The organism is Hydrogenophaga intermedia (genome assembly GCF_000723405.1).
Classification (GTDB): domain Bacteria; phylum Pseudomonadota; class Gammaproteobacteria; order Burkholderiales; family Burkholderiaceae_C; genus Hydrogenophaga; species Hydrogenophaga intermedia.
Genome location: NZ_CCAE010000001.1, coordinates 151,215 through 170,729, shown reverse-complemented (window position 1 = coordinate 170,729; position 19,515 = coordinate 151,215). Strand labels below are relative to the sequence as shown.

Here is a 19,515-nt window from a genome sequence, read left to right as displayed (position 1 = left end):
CCGTTAGCTCAGTTGGTCAGAGCAGAGGACTCATAAGCTGTTGTTGTCGGGTAGCTGCGAGAGCGGTAAGTGCCTGTCACCGAACAAGAAAATGGCAGTCGGTATAAACATTTCAGCGCATGACTTTCCGCATACTTTCCGTAATCTAAAGATGCACCATTTCCGTGCGCGAGGGCGGCGCCTCGGTGATACAGTTAAAGGTTGCCTTGTTCGCACCGGGACGGTAGCTTAGTTGGTTAAAGCAGCGAACTCATAATTCGTTGACCGTCGGTTCAAGTCCGACCCGTCCCACCACCTGCAAAGTGCGCGCACGCCGGAGCACGAGTTTTCTGCCTGGGGTTGACAGTAGACGTGAAAAAGGGGCCCCTGAGAGGGCCCCTTCTACTTGGCACGCTTGCTGCAGCTTCCCTGCCCAGCGAGGCTCACGGTCAATGCCGCGGAGTCTGCTCTTTCCTCAGCCGCTCCAGGACAGCGTTCCTGGCCGCAGCCGAGAACCCCTTTGTCACTCCTGCCGCTTCTAGGCGCTTCACTTCATCTCGAAAGATGCGCGAGAGCGTCAGCCCGCTCTGACCAGGCGTCATTGTGAGCAGCTTGAGGTAAAGGTCCCACTCCAGGCAGACAGTGGACGTGCGTCCACCGCGGCGGACTCGAATCCGCTGCAGGGGGTAACGCTCATGAAGCGGGGTTGCGGTCATTGCTTGCGTCCTCCGCAGGGGAGCAGGCGCGCACGTCCCCCGCAAGGGCGGCATGCACTCGGTCCACTGCCTGGACTCCTGCACCGAAGCCCACTGCAGTGACGAACAGCGTCAGCAACAGTCGCGCGGTCTGTGCTCGAGTCACTGAGCACCCCAGGCCTCGTTGTTCTCCGCAGCAAGCTTCGCAGCCGCGTTGCGGACTTGGCCTGCGTACAAATGGCGTAGCCCTTGCCGTCCGGGGACAGAACCATCACGGTCAGGTGGCCGTCGCCGCCCTCGATTGCTCGGCCAGTCAGTTCGTGTAGTTCTTCAACAGTCAAAGTGTTCTCCTTGGTTGAGGGGTGGGGGAAGGCCCCCTGAAGGGGCTTGATGTCAACTCCACCCCAGAATGCGTACGCAGTACTCGGCTGTCTCGTCAGCGAACTGCTCCGGCTGTCGGAACCCTGCAATCTCGTCAGGTGACCGCCATCCAACGTACTCACCGCAATCAATGTGCAGACCGTGGTCTAGCTGCAAGTCATCTTGGTAGCCATAGGGCCCGTTCGAGGTGAGCACCCTGCAGTCGCCATGCTCTGCACGCACGGCTTCCAGCTTTGCAATCAGTTCGGTGATGGTCATGCTGCACCGCCTTCCCGTGCAGCGCAGCTGGCACCAACACCTGACTTGCGCAGCAGAGACTCGAGCGCTTCCTTGCTCTGGCAGTATCTGTCGTACTCCCTGGCCAGCTGCGCGAATGCGCTCTCTGTTCGCTGCTTGCGAAGGAAGTAGAGGTGCAGGTGCCCCAGGGCAAAGGCGAAGACCAAGCAGAGGGCCAAGAGCCCAGCTGCTCCGGTGAGAACAACGAGAGCGGCACTCATGCGGCACCGCCTTCCTGGGCAAGCTTGCCGCCGAGCACCGCTGGGTGTAGGTTAGCCACCAGAGCGTCCTCGCCCAGGGCTTCCTCTGCCACGGCCAAGCGCTCAGCCAACTGCCCAAGGGTCGCGGGCTTGCTGCGGTACGCAGGCTGCACAGTCCAGCTGCCGTCCCGGTCGTAGCGCTCTTTGTAGTCAGCGCACTCCGCTGCAGTGTCGAACGCGCGCTCAGTGGCGGGGTCGCCGGTGACGGTGAGCCAGTAGTCCGGCGTCTCCCAAGGGGCAGAGAAGTAGTCGACGATGGGCTGCGAGCCGACCGCGTAGGGGGCGCCTGCGGGGGCATATCCCCCGGTGGCGAACGGTTTGTTCAGCTTGACGACAAGCCAGGCGGCGGCGAGGCCGGCGAGGGTTCCCGCGAGGATGGCGGTGATGATGGTGGTGAGCATTGGTTTCTCCGGTGTGGTTTGCGTGAGCAGGACTGCTCACATTTCGTATAGGCACCGGTCTATAACGGCCGTCTAAAGTCGGCTGGTTTACATTTCTGGGATGCCTGACGCCCAAGAAATCCCTGATGTCCTGCCAGACGACGCCCCGGCGGTTGCCGCTTTCAAGTGGGGCCCGTCCGAGTGGTTCGGCCTGCAAGTCAACAGCCTCTCAAATGAAGAGCGGCTAGCCGTCGCCCAAGACGCGTTGAAGCCTCACAAAGAGGCTGACCGCGAGTGCCCGCACCTAACGGCGCTTACCAATGCGCCGTACGGTTGCTCGAAGGCTGGAGGCGTGTGCACTGTGCAGCGGTACGCGGCAGATGCTGCGGGAGTGAAGGCCACCGGCCAGGCGGTTGCAATCTGTCCAGCCAGACTCGTGAGTCGGGACGTGCTGAGGTCGATTGCGAAGACTGTGCTGGGGCTTGACGAGGGTGTCATGCTCGTCAAGGAAGTGCCCTATTCCTTGAACATGACGAAGGTGAAGAAGTCCGGCGAGCCCAGCTGGGCCGGGCGTATCGACTGGCTGCTGGTTGACGGGAATAACCCGAAGCGATTTGCCGCAGTGGAAACCCAAGCCGTCTACATGAGCGGAAAGAGCCAAGACGGCACCTTTAAGGCGTTCGTAGACGCTGGGGGTGAGATGGCGATGCCCCCAGACTACCGCCACCCAGACTACAAGAGTTCAGTTCCGAAGAGGCTTGCTCCTCAGCTGGAGAGCAAGGCTCGCCATCTCAGCAGCACATCACGCAAGACAGTCGTAATCGTCGACGAATTTGTCTTGTCTAACATGTCCGAACTGGCTGAGGTCGGCGTTCCAGTTGCCTATGCTGCTGACCCTGCGCGCGCTCAGCGCCACAAACTTGAGGGTTGCCAGGTCATTTTCGTAATCGTGTCCCTCGAAAACGGAGGGCTGACCATCAAGAAGACGCTCTACACGACCATTGACGCTGCCAGGGCTGCGCTGGATGCCGTGGCTCCTATGTCACAGGCCGAGTTTGAAGAGGTTGTCGACAGCTTGGTGCAGCCGAAAGATGCGAAGGGCAAGCCCAAGACTCCCCGTCCGGACAAAGTCTTCAGGCTTTCTTGATGAGCAACTCGTAGAGCGTCTCGTGGTGCGTGTTTTTCATCGGCACGCGAGCGATGACGAACCCGTGCTCAGCGGCGAGCGCGACTACCTCAGGGGCATCGTCGTACGTCAGCAGGAACTGCCCCTCGACACCTGCCATCCACTCGAACAAGCGGTCGTGGTCAATGACGTTGTGCAGGTACAGCCGAGCGCCGGCTTTCTTGCCTCCGAGTGAGTAGGGCGGGTCGACTAGGAACGCTGCCGTTGGGTTGTCAGCGTGCTCAGAAATCACGTCGAAGGCGTCGCCTTCGATGAACTCCACCCGGGCACGAACGGCACGCAGCGTTGTCATCCGCTTGACGAGGGTCTCGGGGTACCAGCGTGAGAGCAGCCCTTTGCCGTTCTCGCCGGCCTTCACGAGGCCCGCCCCAGGGGCTAGGATGCCCCCGCGTTGGCACCGGTTCTTGATGAGAGTGCGGAAGGCCATCGCCTTGGTCGACTTCGGCTCCTCCTCAATGATGTCGCGCACGAACTGCTCGGTGAGGTCAGCCTCAAGCACTCGGTCGTACAGCCACTTGGCGTCAGCGTTGCTCTTGCCGAAAACGACCTTCCAGACCGCCGAAACGTCTGGGTCCAGTTCACACAGCACCACTTTGTCAGCAAGGTTCTGCACAGCCATCGTGAGGCCGACGATGGCCCCACCGGCAAAAGGCTCCACGAACACCGAAGGGCGGAAGCCCAGGCTTTGAACCCAGGCTCGGACCTCAGGGACGAGCCACGTCTTGCCGCCTGCATAGCGGAACGGGGAGAGTTGCTGGACTTGGCTGACGTTGACTGTCTGCAACTGGGCGCATGCCTCGTTCGCGAGAACCGTGATTGCCTGCGACGCGTCGGGGTTCGCGAAGTGGGGGCGCAGCTGGGCCAGAGCAGCTTCGTTCTTCTCGTGCACGACTACGGTCGTGCGCTTGAGCCCTCGCTCGGCCATCCTGCCCAGGCGGCGTTCTTGGCGGGCGAGGGTTGTTGTATCCGTCATTTTGTCTCCGTGAACGTTCACGGTATTGTAGACGGACTCCCCTGTATTACGAAGCGCTTTCTGCGACGCACAGCGCGTGCAGTGGTCTTTGCGTCACGCTGTGAGCGTGTCCCAGTTGAAAACGACGTAGAAGTACACGGCTACCGCAGACCAGGCGAGAACGTCGCCAATCCAGTACCCGTAGCGAATCCTCAACCGCTGGAGTGGCAGTGCCACGTCAAGCGAAAGCAGGTAGTAGACCAGACAGGCTGGCCAGAGCACCGGCAGGAATACGATGGCCGCAAGAGTATCGCCAGGCCGCCGTGGTGTGTATTTGCGTCGTCCCATAGGTCAACTCAATCCGCCGCTGAAGAGAAAGACCGCCCATGCGAGGAAACTCCCGGCATACAGCAGCTTGAAGAGGTCGGGGTGCCGGTCCCGTAGTCGCTCGACGTAGGACACCCCGCAAAGAAGGTCGATAGCGAGCACGGGCCACATCAACGGCAGAAAGCCGATGAAGAGCACCCAGCCAAGGATGCCGCCAGGGTAGCGTCGCCAAGCCATCCGTAGAGGATAGCGTCAGGCTCAGCCCATCGGCTCGAGATACGTCAGCACCACGAGGCCGTCGGCACCTGGGCCGCTGTTCGCAACACCGCCGCTGGGTGCGCCGCCGCCGCCCCCGCCGGGCGAGCCACCTGCTTGGCCAACGCCGGGCATAGCGCCCCCGCCGCCGAAGGGTGAACTGCCACCCGGTCCGCCGGCGTCGCCCGAGGCTGGAGCGCCTCCGTTTGTGCCGCGGGCTGTGTAGAACGTAGAGCCCGCGGGCAGGGTCTGTACCGAGGCATCACCGCCAAGGCCGCCGAGCGCTGGGTCATCGAATGCGCCAGAGCCTCCGTCCGCAGTGAGCGACCAGCTGAACAGTCCGTTGCCCGCTGCAAGGTCGGAGGTGTTCGAGCAGGAGAGGTCAACAGTGACGGAGCCCGCAGCCGGGGGCTGCACAACGATGGTGGCAGGCCCTGCGACTGGCAGTACGAAGGTCTTCGACAGCTGCTCGGCGGTGCTGTCGAAACGGTAGAGGTGGCGAGCGCCGTCGTGCATTAGTGCTCCAGGAATGGAAAGTGTTGATGTCAGAAGAAAGGGGCCGAGGCTCGCGGCCCCAGCCCCTTTTCATGTGTAGCGAACCGCCTGCTTACAGGTACGGGTACAGCATCATCTGAGCGGTACCACGCCAGATGTTGGTCTTGCCACCGGTGGTGCGGTCGGCGCTCAGGATTTCCAGAGCAGCTGCTTCGCTGGCGGTGCCAACCATCAGCACGTCGCCAGTGACGCCCAGCTTGCGGCCGACGTCGCTGGTGAAGCCGTGCATCTTGGCGCGGGCTTCGGCGTACTTGGCCGGGGTCAGTTCACCGAAGATGCCGACAGCCAGCATCCAGGGACCAAAGCCCACGCCCACGCGACCGTCAGAGCCGAACTCGAACTTGTTCTTGTTGAACACGGTCGGGTTGGTGGGGTCGAATTGAGCCGTCAGGGTGAAGTCCCGGCGGGGCTGCACGATGAAAGGCTTGAACGGCTTGCGGGTGCAGATGAGGACGGCGGTCAAGCCGTCTGCAGGGTTGCCGACGATGTTCGACTGCGTCGCGAACACGGGGTTCTCAACTCGAGGCACGCGCGGCAGAGTGATGGGCCCTCAAACTGGAGAAAACATGTCTTTCTGGAACACCCTTACTGAAATTCTCGACATCGCAATGGCGCCCAGCTGCGCCCAGGAGCCGGCCAGCGACGCCAGCCAGGCTGACATCAGCTGGCACAACGCGTACGGCACGGCGGCGGACTATCAAGTCCCTGCGGAGTCGCATGACGCGTACCCCAGCGCGATGGACAACGGATACCACTGTGGCGGCGGCTTCGACAGCGGCATGGGCTACTAAAGCCGAAAAGAAAACAGCCCCTGGTGAGAGGGGCTGCAGGCCGCGCCGTGGCGGTCATAAATGAGGGGGGGTGAGGGTGAGGCGAGGGCCTGGCTAGTGAGTGGACCTTCCGCAGTAGGCCTCGGCGAGCACAGAGAAGTAGCCGTCGAGGAAGGTGGCGCAGTGGAGGGGCTCGACAGGGCTTTGCTCCTGTACGTCGAAGGCCTCGGGCTCTGCTAGCCAGGGGGCGTCTTGATGGAGCGACAGAACGACGGCTATGCGTTCGTCTGCCTGAGAGCGGTCACTTGCTTGAACGACAAAGACAGGCTTACCGGTCGCTTGGTCGACGATTCTGAAAAGAGGGTTGGCTGGCAGGGTCATGTGCTTTCGTTGTTGGTGGCCTATGCCTTGTGTAGGTAGCAGTTCCATTTGTCGGCGAGAGCCACGGCCTGGCGCTTCAGGTCTGGGAACAGGAGCCTGCCCGCCCAGCAGTCGAGCAGCAGCCACCCCCGAGGCGTACAGCCCCAGGTGGTGCAGACGCTGCGGTCGTTGGTCTCCTTGGCGCGCGCGGCAAAGTCCCAGGACTGCACGATGTGATAGACGCCGAGGTGCTTGGCGGCATAGTCCGCAGGGCGCTCGGTGTCAGGCGGAATCGGCTTGAAGTAGCGCCACCAGCTGCGGACGAACAGCTTGCCGGCAATCGCGATGTTCCAGTCGCCCATGAGGAGCGCGCGCACAAGCCAGGACGGACCTGAGCCGCGGATGCGCTTCACGTAGTCCGGGTCGGACATCAGGAAAGGGTTGTCCGTCAGGCGCGAGGGGATGTACACGCGCTGGAAGTCCAGACCCTCGCCCGACTCGTCGTCGGTGGCCTCGAACGGCACGTACGGGGTGCGCCCCTTCACGTAGCGCTCGAGCAGCCACTTGTGCCCGCGGCCGCCAGGGTTAGCCGTCAGGATGAGGCGCTTGCGGACACCAGGCTGGGCAGAGCGAAGGCGGCTGCGCAAGTAGTCGATGGGGGCGGGCGACTTGAAGGCGCCGGCCTCGTCAACGCCGATGAAGGTGAACTCCTGGCCCTGGTACCGGGTGGCGTCCTCGTCGCTCTCCAGGTACGAGAGCAGCAGAACCGCCCCGTTCGGGAAAGTCCACTGGCGCTCGCTCTTGATGAAGACAGCGCCAAGCTTTGGGAACAGGCGGGCAGCGCGCTTTGCGATGTCGCGCAGTTCCGGGAGCGTGCGGCGCACGATGAGGCCCATGGCGTGCTCGCCGTAGAGCGCAGCGTGCTGGACCCAGGCGCCGAGAAGGAAGTCCGTCTTTCCACCGCCGACAGACCCACCGAACAGCAGGTCGTCAACGGGACATTGCAGCGCGAGAAGCTGCTTCGGCAGCGGCTTCCAGACTACGTGCGCGGGCTCAGGCGGCGGGCGCAGCTTCATTGCGCACGCCCCGGGCGTTCAGGACTCGCTCAGCCTCGGCTTCTTCCCCAGCAGACTGTGCAAGGGCAGCTGCGGCCCATGCTGCGGGGTCGACGTCGCCGAGCGGCACCGCGAAGGCACCCTGCATGGTCTCGCCATTCGACGTGATGTCGGTCTTGGCAGGCGCATACGCACCCCACAGCTTGGCCGTCTCAACGTCAATCGCAACCATCTTTGCGATGGCGTTCACGATGACACCGTGGTCCTTGGACTCATCGATGATTTTTTGCAGCTGCTTCAGGCGGGACTCGAGCCGTGCGGTCTGCTGGCGCCGCACCTCGACGGCTTCTTCACGGTTCAGGCCTCAACTTCCTCAGGCAGAGCCTCAAGCCTGGGCAGCTGGGCGCTGTAGTAGTACCGCCGGGGGTCGAGTGAAGCGCCTCTGAGAAAAGTCGTCAGCCGCCAGGCATCCACCGCCTCAGCGTTGACCACAAACACGTCCAAGACGTCAGCCCTGGCCACCTTTGCGACCAGGTATCCACCTGGGCACGCAGGTGTGTAGGGCCGTAGACGTGGTGGGACTGCGCTCTCCGGTTGATTTCGAGCACCAGGGCTGCCACGACGGGCTCCGTCGACGCCACGTGCCGGGCGGCCTCGACGCAAGTCTCGTGCGTGTCAGCGCAGGCCGACCAATAGCGGTCTGAGTCCTCGTGTGCGCAGCCCGTTTTGCTCACAGCCTGGCGGCCGCGGATTGAAAGTGCTGCCACGTAAGCGGAGGCCTCATCGAGGTCCTGGTCCAGCACAGACAGCGGCGCGATGTGCAGGCGAGGCACGTCGTCGAGCGGGTCTGCCGGCGGGGGCGTGTAGCCCTTGGGGTAGAGGACTGCCATCAAGAGGGCTGGGTCGTGGCGGGTGGTGTGGTGGAAGGTGTGCATGTTGTCTCCAGTGATGAGTTGTGTAGGACAGCAAAAAGCTGCTGGCCTACTTCGTGTAGCAACACGACCCCTTAAAAATCAGGGGGTCCGCCAACATTCCGACGAGTGGTAAGGTTTTGCGAACAGGCGTGAAAAAGCCCCTGCGGAGAGGGGCTTGGTTTCAGGCTTCGCACGCTGCAGCTGGACCGGTGTATCGCTCACTGCCGCGGAGCAGCAGGACAGCGGGCCCGCGGCGCTTGGCCACGCCTTTCAGCAGGCTCATGATGCCGGTGAGGTGGCCGGCCCGGTAGAAGATGCCCGACGCCTCATCCAAGACGGTCGTGTGGTAATGGTCCTTGCCCGAGGGGGTGCGGGTGCACTGCTTGCTGGTCACGATGTAGCGCTGGCCCTCGGGGCGCGGGGCGTCGAGCATTGAGAGCAGGCTGTTGAGGTCAGTCGGTACGACGTGCTGCTGAATCTGAGCCCCGGGGTAGAAGGCGTGGGAGATTTGCGAGAGGGGGTGAGGGGTCTTGACTGCGCGCGGGGGGCCTTTGCGGCGGCCAGGGTAGTGCAGGGGGAGGAGGGTGTCTGATTGGGGGACAAGCATGGTGGGCTCCAGTTGGTGGGGTGAGGTTGTTCTTCGTGTAGCAACCGGACCCCCTGGAAACCACTGGTTTAGATGCTCCGCCCGTCGGGTGACGTGAAGGGCCTATGCGTGGAGAGGTGAGGAGAATTGGGTGTGCAGGCAGAGGGCGGCTACGCCGCTTCTTGTCTGGCAATTTGAAGCCCTTGGCTGTGGAGAAAGCGTCGCTGTGCACGAGTAGCTGACGCTGCTGCGTAGAGCCCTTAGCCTGGGCAGGACAGGCCACCCCTCTCCCGTTGCCAAGGCTGCGCTTGGGCCTCTACCAAGCGGCTCCCCTCACCCAACCAATCCCGCGACATCGAGTCCTGAAGCCTCAAAAACCGGGACTCCGAAAAATGCAGAGCGCCTATGTATTCTTGGAGTGAAAACCCCCAGCAGGGCCGCGGCTTCCGAGAGGGTTTGGTGTGGTGATTTCTCTTTTCGCTTCCCCGTCGCCTACTTTGGTGGACATAAAAGAGAGAAATCACCCCACCAACGCGCGAGAAGGTGGGGTGATTTCTCTTTTCAGCCCTTCCTGATTTGACTCATTACGGACCGCCAGGCGCAAGAAAAAGGCCCCCGAGAGGGGGCCTAGAATCATGTCAGTCTGGTACTTCTTCAGCCTTCGCCGGTGCTTTTTCTTCGAGCGCAAGCGCACTCTCGATTGTGCGCGGTAGCTTCTCATACGAGCGCAGGTGCTCCGTCAGTTGCGTCTGTTCTCGCTCGCCGACCAACTCCAGAACCGCCTGGGTGATTTTTTCTGTGAGCGCACGCATGCTGCGCTGCTGGCCTTTGATGTAATCCACGGTGATTTGCGGCACGCCTAGGGCCTTCGACACCGTCTTACTGCTGTGAAGCAGCAGGAGCGACAGCGAGAGCACTGAAGCGGGGTCCACGGTCGCGCCAATGGACGCGAATGTCCGGCGCAGGTCGTGCTTGTAGCACCAGTACCCCAGGTACGGTGTCATCCGCTGCCAGCTTGCGCGGGGGTCAGTGAGCCTGGGCAAGTCCTTGGTTTTGCTGCGCCTGGTGGTCTCCGTGCTGTACCAAACCCACTCACCCGCCGGGCCCGCCGGAGCAAATTCCTTGCGCTTCCGCAACACCTCGACGACGTACATCGACAGGGGCATCTCAATCGGCTTTTTGCGCTCGTCCATGGACAACTTCTTGCGACGCCTCTTTGCACCAGGTGCGAGCGGCTGAATCAAGTACAGCCCACGCTCGAAGTCGATGTGTTCGAACCTCATGTCCATCACCAGCCGGTCCCGCAAGCCTGTGAGCACGTAGACACGCCACATGTCGCGCCACCACGGGCTCATAAGCTGGTCTGTTGCCGCCCAGGCTTTGGGCAGGTCTTCAAACTTGATGAACGAGTCTCTCTCGTTCGGCGCTTCGATTTTCTTGACCGCAGCCCTGGTCGGGTCCCAGTCTTTGTCCTCTCCCTCGATGCCCCTGCGCTCGTGCGCAATCTTGTAGAGCCTCGAGGCCGCGTTGAGCACAGCGAGCGAGTAACTCGCGCTGGGCGCACGCCGGAGCGCGGGCTTGTCGTCGCCGTGTTCGTCCTTCTCCGTACCAACCGACAGCGTGCCGGCGCGCAGCTGCATCAAGTAGTCAATCCAAAACGCTTCCTTGAGGTCGTCCAGGTAGCGATTCCGAAGGTGCGCCAGGAAGCGCTCGTACAGTGACTTCAGCTTGTGTGAGTAGTCCGGGGAGTCAACACTCATCGGACTGGCCAGGCCTTCGCACAGCTTCTCGTACGCATCACCCATGGTCATGCGCACAGAGCCGCCAGCTTTCAGGCGCTTCGCAGCTTCGAACCGCTTGCGCGCCAAGTCTGACGCGTCCTTGAACTTGAGCACGGCATCGCCGCTGCCTATGTCCGTGACCAGCCCAAGCGTGGGCTTCTCTTCTTTGAACGTGCCGTCCGGCTGCAGCACTTGGACACGACTGATGTACGTGCGCCGCACGGTGCCGTCGGCTCTGGCCTTCATCACCCGCACGCCGAAGCCTGGCTGTGTCTCGTGCCACACCTCGCGTGATGGGCGAGCAGTGGGCGGCTCGATGCCCATGATGTCGACGACTGACTTGAAGGTGTCTGCCATCTGTTCCTCCTGTGTGTGTTTGACCGCGTGCGCACCCTTGTGCACCTGCTTTCCGCGGTCGTGATATGCTTTCCGTGACCTTTCCGCAGTATAAAGACCGAATCGCACGGCTTTCCACGGAAAGTAGGACCGCTGATAGCTGCTTGCCGACGTAACGTATCCGGTTTGGAGCATCAAGCTGAATCAAATCAAGTACTTGCAGAGCATTCCGCCCGAGTCCTTGAAGTGAACAGAATGGTGGGCGTAGGAACAGTAGCCTCATAATCCTTTGGTCGTTGGTTCAAGCCCAACACGGCCTACCAAAAAAGCCTGCTATACTGCGAGGCTTCGCGGCTGTAGCTCAGTTGGATAGAGTACTTGGCTACGAACCAAGGGGTCGTGGGTTCGAATCCTGCCAGCCGCGCCAGAACATCGTTCTAAAGAATCGGGTCAGCTCCACAAGGGCTGGCCCGTTTTTCTTTGCGCGATGCCTTCGCCGTGGCCAGCCTGAGGATGCTCCCCACAGGCGCAGGCGCTGTCACTTCCATCGCTCCAGCACGGCGTCCACGTCGGTCACGTCGCGCGGTGCCGGGCCCTGAATGCGCCCGGGCGTGCGCGAAAACCGGGGGGCGGGGGCGGGATGGCCCACGCCGTCGATGTCGATGAAGGCCTGTCGTGCGACGTTGTGCGGGTGCCGGGCCGCTTCCGACAGTGGCAGGATGGGTGCGAAGCACACGTCGGTGCCTTCCAGGCGGCGCGTCCATTCGGCCTGTGTCTCGCCCCGGAAGATGTGCTCCAACTCGGCGCGCAGTTCGGGCCAGCGCGCGCGGTCGTTCTGTGCGTCGCGCAGGCCGTCGTTCACGCCGATGCGCTCGCATAGCTCAGCGAAGAACTGCGGCTCGATGGGGCCGATGCTTACGTGTCGGCCATCGGCTGTTTCGTAGGCGCCGTAGTAGGGTGCGCCACCATCCAGCATGTTGCTGCCGCGTTGCTCGCGGAAGTTGCCGCGCACCGCGTGACCGACGAAGTTGGCCATGAGGCTGATGGTGCCGTCGGTGATGGCGGCGTCGACCACCTGGCCCCGGCCGGAGCTGCCGGCCTCGTGCAGCGCGGCGAGGATGCCCACCAGCAGGTACAGGCTGCCGCCGCCGTAGTCGCCAACGAGGTTGAGCGGCGGCACCGGCGCGCCGTTGGCAGGACCGATGGCGTGTGCCGCACCCGTGATGGAGATGTAGTTCAGGTCGTGCCCGGCCGCCTGCGCAAGAGGTCCGTGCTGGCCCCAGCCGGTCATGCGGCCGTAGATGAGGCGCGGGTTGCGCGCGAGCACCGCGTCGGGTCCTAGGCCGAGCCGTTCCATCACGCCGGGGCGAAAGCCCTCGACCAGCACGTCGGCTTTCTCCAGCAGCGCGAACACTGTCTCGCGCGCCGAGGGGTCCTTCAGGTCGGCCGTCACCACGGTGCGGCCCCGCCCGGTGACGTTGCCTCGGTCCGTCGGCTTGCGCGTCGGGCGATCGATGGTGACCACGTCCGCGCCCATGTCCGACAGGAGCATGCAGGCGAACGGGCCGGGCCCGATGCCGGCGAACTCGGCGACGCGCAGGCCGGCGAGGGGGCCGGCGCCCTTCGTGTCAGAGGTCATGTCGGTCGTCCTTGTGTGGGCGCGGCGTTGGTTCCTCGCTCAGCTCCAGCCAAGGGTAACGGACAGCGCCGAGCGGGCGGGTTAGGATCGCCTGCTGAAACGCCTACGAGGCGGCGACCAACGATGAGCAAGGCTTTTACTCGCGAGTCCGATCACGAGGACGACGAAGACGCCGCCGTGCCGGCGGCACCCGGCGGAAAGAACTACGTCACGCGCACCGGCTACGAGCGCCTGCGCCGTGAACTGCTGGACCTGATGGATGAGGAGCGGCCGAAGGTGGTGGAGGCCGTGCACTGGGCCGCCAAGAACGGCGACCGCTCGGAAAACGGCGATTACCTCTACGGCAAGAAGCGCCTGCGCGAGATCGATCGGCGCATCCGCTTTCTCACCAAGCGCCTGGAAATCGCCGAGGTGGTCGATCCGTCCGCGCATCACGGCAGCGACCAGGTGTTCTTCGGCGCCACCGTCACCTACGCCGACGAGTCGGGGCGAGAGACCACCATCACCATCATGGGCACCGACGAGGCCGACAGCGCCCAGGGTCAGGTGAGCTGGGTGGCGCCCGTGTCGCGGGCCCTGCTCAAGGCCCGCGTGGGCGATGTGGTGAAGCTCGCGGTGCCGGGCGGCGCGCAGGAACTGGAAGTGCTCGAGGTGAGCTACCCGGCGCCCGGCGCCTGATCAGGCCTTGGCGGCGGCCTTGTAACGCTGCGCCTTGATGACGGAGGGTGTGCGCTTGAGGCTGCGCAGCACGTCGGCCAGGTGCTGGCGGTCGCGCACCGACACCGAGAAGCGGATGTCCGTGGCGGTTTGCGCGGGCTCGTCGCCCATGTCCACGTGGGTGATGTCGGCCTCGGCCGCCGCGATACTGGAGGCCACGCGCGCCAGCACGCCCTTGCCGTTGGCCACCGTGACGATGACCGTGGTGTCGAAGGAGCGCACCGGCTCGTCGGCCCATTCGACTTCGAGGAAACGCTCGGCGTCGCGGTCGCGCAGGCGGCGCGCGGTGGGGCAATCCTCTGCGTGCACCACCAGGCCTTCGCCGCGGCCCAGGTAGCCCACGATGCGGTCGCCGGGAATGGGCTTGCAACAGGGGGCGTACTGAACCGATAGGCCTTCGCTGCCGTCGAGCGTGACCACACCTTGCAGCGTGCCGTCGTCCTGGCCGGCGGCGTAGCGCTCGGTGCTGATCAGCACCGCGTCGGGCTTGAGCCCGGTTTCCGCCAGCAGCACCGCCAGCTTTTTGCCCACCATGCTGGCGATGCGCCGGCCCATGCCGATGTCGGACAGCAGCTCGCCGCGGCTCTTGTTGCCGGTGAAGCGCAGCAGCTTGTCCCACACGGTGCCATGGTCGCCGTCTTCGCCCGGCAGTTGCGCGATGCCCTCGGAGCGCAAGGCCTGGCTGAGCATGCGCTCGCCCAGTTCCAGGGATTTCGCCTGCGCCACGGTCTTGAGGTGGTGGCGGATCTTGGAGCGCGCGCGGCCCGTCTTGACGAAGGACAGCCAGGTCGGGTTGGGTTCGGCCTTCTCGTCGGTGATCACTTCGACCACGTCGCCGTTGGCGAGTTCGGATCTCAGAGGGCGTTGTTCGCCGTTGATGCGCGCGGCCACCGTACGTTGGCCGATGTCGCTGTGGATCGCGTACGCGAAGTCGACCACCGTGGCGCCGCGCGGCAGCGCGAGGATCTTGCTTTTGGGCGTGAAGACGTAGACCGCGTCGGGGAAGAGGTCGATCTTGATGTGGTCCCAGAACTCGCTGGCATCGTGCGTCTCCTGCTGGATGTCCAGCAAGGACTGCAGCCACTGGGTGCCCAGGCGCTGCGACATGTCGCTGCCAGGCTCGTTGGCCTTGTAAAGCCAGTGGGCGGCCACGCCCGACTCGGCCACCACGTCCATGGCGTGCGTGCGCACCTGGAATTCGATGTTGGTGCCGAAGGGGCCGACCAGCGTGGTGTGCAGCGACTGGTAGCCGTTGACCTTGGGAATGGCGACGTAGTCGCGGAACTTGCCCGGCAGGGGCTTGTAGAGTTGGTGCAGCACGCCCAGTGCGGTATAGCAATCGGTCAGGTCCGGCACCACGAGGCGAAAGCCGTAGATGTCGGTGACCTGGGCGAAGGAGAGGTGCTTGCTGTCCATCTTGCGGTAGATGAAGTACAGCGTCTTCTCGCGGCCCATCATGCGCACCCCGAGCTTGTGCCGGCCGAACGCGGCCTCGACCTCCTGCTGCACGCGCGCGATGAGGTCGCGCCGTCGGTTGCGGGCCTTGTTCAGCGCCTTGGACAACACCTCGTAGCGCCAGGGGTGCAGGAAACGGAAGGCCAGGTCCTGTAGTTCGCGGTAGGTGAAGTTCAGGCCCAGGCGGTGGGCGATCGGGGCGTAGATCTCCAGCGTTTCGGAGCTGATGCGTTGCCACTTGTTGCGTGGCATGTCGGCCATGGTCCGCATGTTGTGCGTGCGGTCGGCCAGCTTGATCAGGATGACCCGCACGTCCTTGGCCATGGCCAGCAGCATCTTGCGGAAGGACTCGGCCTGGTTCTGCTCGCGGGAGGTGAACTCCAGCCGCTCGAGCTTGGTCAGCCCGTCGACCAGTTCGGCCACCGGCGCGCCGAAGCGCTCCACCAACTCCTGCTTGGTCACGCCGCAGTCTTCGATGGCGTCGTGCATCAGCGCCGCCATGAGGGCCTGAGCATCGAGCTTCCATTCCGCGCACTGCGCGGCCACGGCAATGGGGTGGGTGATGTAGGGATCGCCGTTCTTGCGCAACTGCCCCAGGTGGGCCTCGTCAGCGAATCGATAGGCCTGGCGGATGTGCTCGATGTCCGTGGGGCCGAGGTAGTCGAGCTTGCCCAGCAGTGCGGCAAAACTGGCCGCAGCTGCGCTCGCGGCCGCAGTGGCCGCGTCGGGCGGGCTGGCCGCCAGGGTGCCGTCGACGGTGGGCGTCATCCTGCAACTGTAGCGCCTGACGGCATGCACCGCTTTGGGTCACAGGCCTAGGCCCTGGTCTCAGGCCGGAATCGGGGCTCTCAGAAACAAAAAGACACCGTCAGGCGGTGTCTTTTGTGGGGAGGGGGCGACGGACCGGCTCAGGTCGGCACTTTCTTGAGCATCTCCAGGCCGACCTTGCCTTCGGCGATTTCGCGCAGGGCGGTCACGCCCGGCTTGTTCTTGCTCTCGATCTTGGGGGCATGGCCCTGGCTGAGCATGCGCGCACGGTAGGTCGCGGCCAGCACGAGCTGAAAACGGTTGGGGATCTGCTCCAGGCAGTCTTCGACGGTGATGCGTGCCATGGCGGGCTCCGGGCTGTGTCAGGGGATGTCGAGCGCTTCGAAGGTATCGCTTCTGGCGCTGCGTTGCGCCGCGTACTTCAGGCGCTGGGCGTGAACGATGGCCTTGAGATCAAACAGGGCCCGCTCGAATAACTCGTTGATTATAACGAAGTCGAATTCCCTGGCGTAGGCCATCTCGGTGGCGGCATTGCGCAGGCGCAGGTCGATCACGTCGGCGGTGTCCTCTGCGCGGCGCTCCAGGCGGGAGCGCAACTCTTCCCAACTGGGCGGCAGAATGAAGATCAGCACCGCGTTGGGGAAGATGCGCTTGACCTGAATCGCGCCCTGATAGTCGATCTCCAGCACCACGTCGGCGCCTTGCTTCATGCGCTGCTCGATCGCCGTCTTCGAGGTGCCGTAGCGGTTGCCGTGGACCTGCGCCCATTCCAGGAAGGCGTCCTGGGCGATCATCTGGTCGAAGGTTTCCTGGCTCACGAAGTAGTACTCGCGGCCGTGGACTTCCTGCCCGCGTGGCGGGCGGGTGGTGTGCGACACGGAGGGCTGCACACGGGCGTCGAGCTCCATCAGCGCCTTCACCAGGCTGGATTTGCCCGCCCCACTGGGCGCGGCCACGACGAACAGATTGCCGGGGTACTGCATCAGGGTCTCATTCCAGGTTCTGCACCTGCTCGCGCATCTGCTCGATGAGCACTTTCATGTCCACCGAGACGCGGGTGAGGTCCAGGCTCGACGACTTCGAGCCCAGGGTGTTGGCTTCGCGGTGCAGCTCCTGGATCAGGAAATCCAGGCGCTTGCCGACCTCGCCGCCTCGCTGCAGCAGGCGCTCGATCTCGTCGAGGTGGGAGCGCAGTCGAGTGAGCTCTTCCGCCACGTCGATGCGGATGGCGAAGGCCGTGGCTTCGGTCAAGGCGCGGTCGCGTGCGGCCTCGCTGCCGGCCACGGTGCCCGAGGCATCGGCGCCCAGCGCTTCCTGCCAACGGTCGAGGAAGCGCTGGCGCTGCTGCGCCACGAGTTCGGGAATGAGGGGCTGCGCCGTATCGGTCAGGGTGCGCAACTGACCCACGCGATCGAGCAGCATGCTGGCCAGCCGCGCGCCTTCCCGCGCGCGCGCGTCCAGCAGTTGCTCCAATGCGGTGTCGAGCAGTTCGGTGATGCGCTCGTGCAGGTCGGCCGACGGGGCGCTGCGGCGCTCGACCAGGCCCAGCACCTCGGCCACCGACAGCGGCTGGGCCTGGGGCAACCAGGTGCGAACGGCGTCCTGCGCGGCGAGCAGGCGCTGCAGTTCGGCGCTGCCCGGGGCGCGCGGCACCTGATCGGACGAGGCCTCGATCCAGGCACGCAGTTCGACCTTGCCGCGCTTGAGTTTCTGCGTGAAGCGCTCGCGCAGGGCCGGTTCGCTCGCGCGCAGGTCGTCGGGCAGCTTGAAGCTGAGGTCGAGGAAGCGGCTGTTGACCGAGCGGATTTCGACACCGACGGACGGGCCGGAATCCGCTGCGGCCGGCTCCGCGCCAGCGTTTCGCTGGGCCGAGGCGTAGCCGGTCATGCTGTAAACTGCCATCGCTCTGGGCCGGTGGTATTGGAGGTCCAAAACGGGGCGTTTCGGAAACCGGTCGAATTATGTCAAAGGTCAAACCCGCTCCTCTGCCACCCGACACGGTCATCGGTGGCTACCGAATCGTTCGAAAGCTGGCCGCCGGCGGGTTTGGCGTCGTGTACCTCGCGGTCGACACCGAAGGTCAACAGGTCGCCGTCAAGGAATACCTCCCCTCGTCGCTGGCCTCGCGCGGCCCCGGCGAGCTGCTGCCGCAGGTGCAGCCCGAAAAACTCTCGCTCTATCGCCTGGGCCTCAAGAGCTTCTTCGAAGAGGGGCGTGCGCTCGCGCAGATCTCCCACCAGTCGGTGGTGAGCGTGCTCAACTTCTTCCGCGAGAACGAAACCGTCTACATGGTCATGAACTACCTGGAGGGCTCGTCCCTGCAGGAGTTCATCATCACCGCGCGCGAATTGAAGAAGCAGAAGGTCTTCCGCGAATCCACCATCCGCTCGCTTTATGACGAGGTGCTGCGAGGCCTGCGCATCGTTCACCAGCACAAGATGCTGCACCTGGACATCAAGCCCGCGAACATCTTCGTCACCGACGACAACCGCGCCGTGCTGATCGACTTCGGCGCCGCGCGCGAGGTGCTGAGCAAAGAGGGCAACTTCATCCGTCCCATGTACACACCCGGCTTCGCCGCGCCAGAGATGTACCGCCGCGATTCGTCCATGGGCCCCTGGACGGACATTTATGCCATCGGCGCGTGCATCTACGCCAGCATGCAGGGCTACCCGCCCAACGACGCGCCGCAGCGCCTCGAGAAGGACCGCCTCTCGCTGGCCCTGTCGCGCCTGCGCGGGGTGTACTCCGACAACCTGATCGAAGTGGTCGAGTGGTGCATGTCGCTCGACCCGCTCTCGCGCCCGCAATCGGTCTTCGCGCTGCAGAAGGAACTCAGCCGCGAAACCGAGCGCAGCTACACCAAGCTCACCGTGGCCGAGAAGATGCGCCTGCAGTTCGACAACATCGTCTCCGACAAACAGAAGTCAATGCTGCGCAAGTCCACCGACGTGGGCACCAAATTCCGATGAAATTCTCGGTCTACCAGATCAGCCGACAAGGCGGTCGCGAGCGCAACGAAGACCGCATGGGCTACGCCTACACACGCGAGTCCGGCCTGTTCGTGCTGGCCGACGGCATGGGTGGCCACCCCGAAGGCGCCATGGCCGCGCAACTCGCGCTGCAGACGCTGTCGGCCTACTTCCAGAAGGCGGCCAACCCCACGGTGCGCGAGGTGCCCGAATTCCTCTCCAGCGCGCTCATGGCCGCGCACCACCAGATCATCCGCTACGCCGCCGAGAAGGGCATGCTCGACACGCCGCGCACCACGCTGGTGGCGGCCGTCATGGAGCGCGGCCACATCCACTGGGTGCACTGCGGCGATTCGCGCCTGTACGTGGTGCGCGACAACGAGCTGCTCACGCGCACGCGCGATCACTCCTACATGGAGCAGCAGGCGCACCTGGGCCGCAACACAGAGCACATCAACCGCAACATCCTTTTCACCTGCCTGGGCTCGCCGGCCAAACCGGTCTATGACCTGTCCGGCCCCGTGCAGCTCATGCAAGGCGATCGCGTGCTGCTGTGCTCCGACGGCCTGTGGGGAACGGTCGAAGACGACGAGATCGTCAACGAGCTGTCCACGCGCCCGCTGGAGCAGGCCGTGCCCGATCTTGTGGAAACCGCGCTGCGCCGCGGCGGCCAACGCTGCGACAACGTGACCGTGCTCGCCATGGAGTGGGAAACCGCCGACGAGTACCAGACCACGCGCGTTTCCACCGAAGACATCGAGGACGGCGTGTTCGCCTCCACGATCCAGTCGGGCGTGCCCGACCCCACCATCGAAGACCTGGACGACGCGGCCATCGAAAAATCGATCGCCGAGATCAACGCGGCGATCGCCCGCACGGCGGCCGCGCGCAACGCCTGAGCTTCGTTTCCCCTTGT

21 protein-coding genes and 2 tRNA genes are annotated in these 19,515 nt (G+C 64.0%); 7 read left to right on the top strand and 16 right to left on the bottom strand.

Annotated elements, in window-relative coordinates:
• The first annotated feature begins 217 nt into the window (after positions 1-217).
• A tRNA-Ile gene (locus BN948_RS00855) sits at positions 218-294 on the top strand.
• Between the two features lie 773 nt (positions 295-1,067).
• Here BN948_RS00855 and BN948_RS00850 read toward each other — a convergent pair.
• Together BN948_RS00850 and BN948_RS00840 are read right to left on the bottom strand one after the other, a co-directional pair.
• Positions 1,068-1,313 carry a hypothetical protein gene (locus BN948_RS00850; protein ID WP_035620000.1) on the bottom strand — a complete coding sequence of 82 codons (246 nt, stop codon included), beginning with the start codon at positions 1,311-1,313 and terminating at the stop codon, positions 1,068-1,070.
• A 235-nt stretch (positions 1,314-1,548) separates the two neighbouring features.
• Positions 1,549-1,992: a hypothetical protein gene (locus BN948_RS00840; protein ID WP_035619994.1), complete on the bottom strand. Its 444-nt coding sequence runs from the start codon at positions 1,990-1,992 to the stop codon at positions 1,549-1,551.
• 100 nt (positions 1,993-2,092) lie between these two features.
• On the opposite strand from BN948_RS00840, the gene BN948_RS25420 reads away from it, so the two are divergent.
• A complete protein-coding gene (locus tag BN948_RS25420) occupies positions 2,093-3,118 on the top strand; it encodes a NotI family restriction endonuclease (protein WP_081921845.1) in 1,026 nt (341 codons plus the stop codon).
• Here the strand turns inward: BN948_RS25420 and BN948_RS00830 are convergent.
• From BN948_RS00830 to BN948_RS00815, 3 genes are all read right to left on the bottom strand, one after another.
• Positions 3,105-4,130 carry a DNA adenine methylase gene (locus BN948_RS00830; RefSeq protein WP_156037818.1) on the bottom strand — a complete coding sequence of 342 codons (1,026 nt, stop codon included), beginning with the start codon at positions 4,128-4,130 and terminating at the stop codon, positions 3,105-3,107. The two genes, BN948_RS25420 and BN948_RS00830, sit on opposite strands and share 14 nt — an antisense overlap.
• Positions 4,131-4,460: 330 nt before the next feature.
• Positions 4,461-4,673: a hypothetical protein gene (locus tag BN948_RS26910; RefSeq protein ID WP_035619991.1), complete on the bottom strand. Its 213-nt coding sequence runs from the start codon at positions 4,671-4,673 to the stop codon at positions 4,461-4,463.
• A gap of 625 nt (positions 4,674-5,298) precedes the next feature.
• The gene (locus tag BN948_RS00815) at positions 5,299-5,754 is read right to left on the bottom strand and encodes a Mu-like prophage major head subunit gpT family protein (RefSeq protein ID WP_051755892.1); all 456 of its coding nucleotides are present in this window, start codon (positions 5,752-5,754) and stop codon (positions 5,299-5,301) included.
• Positions 5,755-5,812: 58 nt separating this feature from the next.
• Between BN948_RS00815 and BN948_RS00810 the strand changes: the two genes are divergently transcribed.
• A complete protein-coding gene (locus BN948_RS00810) occupies positions 5,813-6,037 on the top strand; it encodes a hypothetical protein (RefSeq protein WP_035619985.1) in 225 nt (74 codons plus the stop codon).
• Positions 6,038-6,130: 93 nt separating this feature from the next.
• Here BN948_RS00810 and BN948_RS00805 read toward each other — a convergent pair whose 3' ends face one another.
• The 6 genes from BN948_RS00805 to BN948_RS00780 form a co-directional block, all read right to left on the bottom strand.
• The gene (locus tag BN948_RS00805; protein ID WP_035619982.1) at positions 6,131-6,397 is read right to left on the bottom strand and encodes a hypothetical protein; all 267 of its coding nucleotides are present in this window, start codon (positions 6,395-6,397) and stop codon (positions 6,131-6,133) included.
• Positions 6,398-6,417: 20 nt separating this feature from the next.
• Positions 6,418-7,452, bottom strand: a complete 1,035-nt coding sequence (locus tag BN948_RS00800; protein WP_051755888.1) for a phage terminase large subunit — start codon at positions 7,450-7,452, stop codon at positions 6,418-6,420.
• A complete protein-coding gene (locus BN948_RS00795) occupies positions 7,430-7,768 on the bottom strand; it encodes a hypothetical protein (protein ID WP_035619981.1) in 339 nt (112 codons plus the stop codon). The genes BN948_RS00800 and BN948_RS00795 overlap by 23 nt, the downstream gene beginning before the upstream one ends.
• Positions 7,769-7,886: 118 nt before the next feature.
• A complete protein-coding gene (locus BN948_RS00790; RefSeq protein ID WP_035619979.1) occupies positions 7,887-8,366 on the bottom strand; it encodes a hypothetical protein in 480 nt (159 codons plus the stop codon).
• Between the two features lie 160 nt (positions 8,367-8,526).
• Positions 8,527-8,778, bottom strand: a complete 252-nt coding sequence (locus BN948_RS26905) for a hypothetical protein (protein WP_162182735.1) — start codon at positions 8,776-8,778, stop codon at positions 8,527-8,529.
• A 791-nt stretch (positions 8,779-9,569) separates the two neighbouring features.
• On the bottom strand, positions 9,570-11,069 hold the full coding sequence (locus BN948_RS00780; RefSeq protein WP_156037817.1) for a site-specific integrase: 1,500 nt from the start codon (positions 11,067-11,069) through the stop codon (positions 9,570-9,572).
• Positions 11,070-11,398: 329 nt separating this feature from the next.
• On the opposite strand from BN948_RS00780, the gene BN948_RS00775 reads away from it, so the two are divergent.
• A tRNA-Arg gene (locus BN948_RS00775) sits at positions 11,399-11,475 on the top strand.
• Positions 11,476-11,586: 111 nt separating this feature from the next.
• On the opposite strand, the gene BN948_RS00770 is transcribed toward BN948_RS00775, so the two are convergent.
• Positions 11,587-12,687, bottom strand: coding sequence for a CaiB/BaiF CoA transferase family protein (locus tag BN948_RS00770; protein ID WP_009519942.1), 1,101 nt, complete (start codon positions 12,685-12,687; stop codon positions 11,587-11,589).
• A gap of 123 nt (positions 12,688-12,810) precedes the next feature.
• Between BN948_RS00770 and greB the strand changes: the two genes are divergently transcribed.
• Entirely contained in the window at positions 12,811-13,365 is a 555-nt protein-coding gene (gene greB, locus BN948_RS00765; protein ID WP_009519943.1) for a transcription elongation factor GreB, read from the top strand.
• Here the strand turns inward: greB and BN948_RS00760 are convergent, their stop codons facing one another.
• The 4 genes from BN948_RS00760 to BN948_RS00745 all read right to left on the bottom strand — a co-directional run bounded on the left by BN948_RS00760 (position 13,366) and on the right by BN948_RS00745 (position 17,529).
• Complete coding sequence (locus BN948_RS00760) at positions 13,366-15,627, bottom strand: RelA/SpoT family protein (RefSeq protein ID WP_009519944.1); 2,262 nt, start codon at positions 15,625-15,627, stop codon at positions 13,366-13,368. It abuts the gene before it with no gap.
• Positions 15,628-15,767: 140 nt separating this feature from the next.
• A complete protein-coding gene (gene rpoZ / locus BN948_RS00755) occupies positions 15,768-15,971 on the bottom strand; it encodes a DNA-directed RNA polymerase subunit omega (protein WP_009519945.1) in 204 nt (67 codons plus the stop codon).
• 18 nt (positions 15,972-15,989) lie between these two features.
• Positions 15,990-16,610 (bottom strand): guanylate kinase, encoded by a 621-nt coding sequence (gene gmk / locus BN948_RS00750; protein WP_009519946.1) that lies wholly within the window; start codon positions 16,608-16,610, stop codon positions 15,990-15,992.
• 7 nt (positions 16,611-16,617) lie between these two features.
• Complete coding sequence (locus BN948_RS00745) at positions 16,618-17,529, bottom strand: YicC/YloC family endoribonuclease (protein WP_009519947.1); 912 nt, start codon at positions 17,527-17,529, stop codon at positions 16,618-16,620.
• 59 nt (positions 17,530-17,588) lie between these two features.
• On the opposite strand from BN948_RS00745, the gene BN948_RS00740 reads away from it, so the two are divergent.
• Both BN948_RS00740 and BN948_RS00735 read left to right on the top strand, forming a co-directional pair.
• A complete protein-coding gene (locus BN948_RS00740) occupies positions 17,589-18,599 on the top strand; it encodes a serine/threonine protein kinase (protein WP_009519948.1) in 1,011 nt (336 codons plus the stop codon).
• Complete coding sequence (locus BN948_RS00735) at positions 18,596-19,498, top strand: PP2C family protein-serine/threonine phosphatase (protein WP_009519949.1); 903 nt, start codon at positions 18,596-18,598, stop codon at positions 19,496-19,498. The genes BN948_RS00740 and BN948_RS00735 overlap by 4 nt, the downstream gene beginning before the upstream one ends.
• The last annotated feature ends 17 nt before the right edge of the window (positions 19,499-19,515 follow it).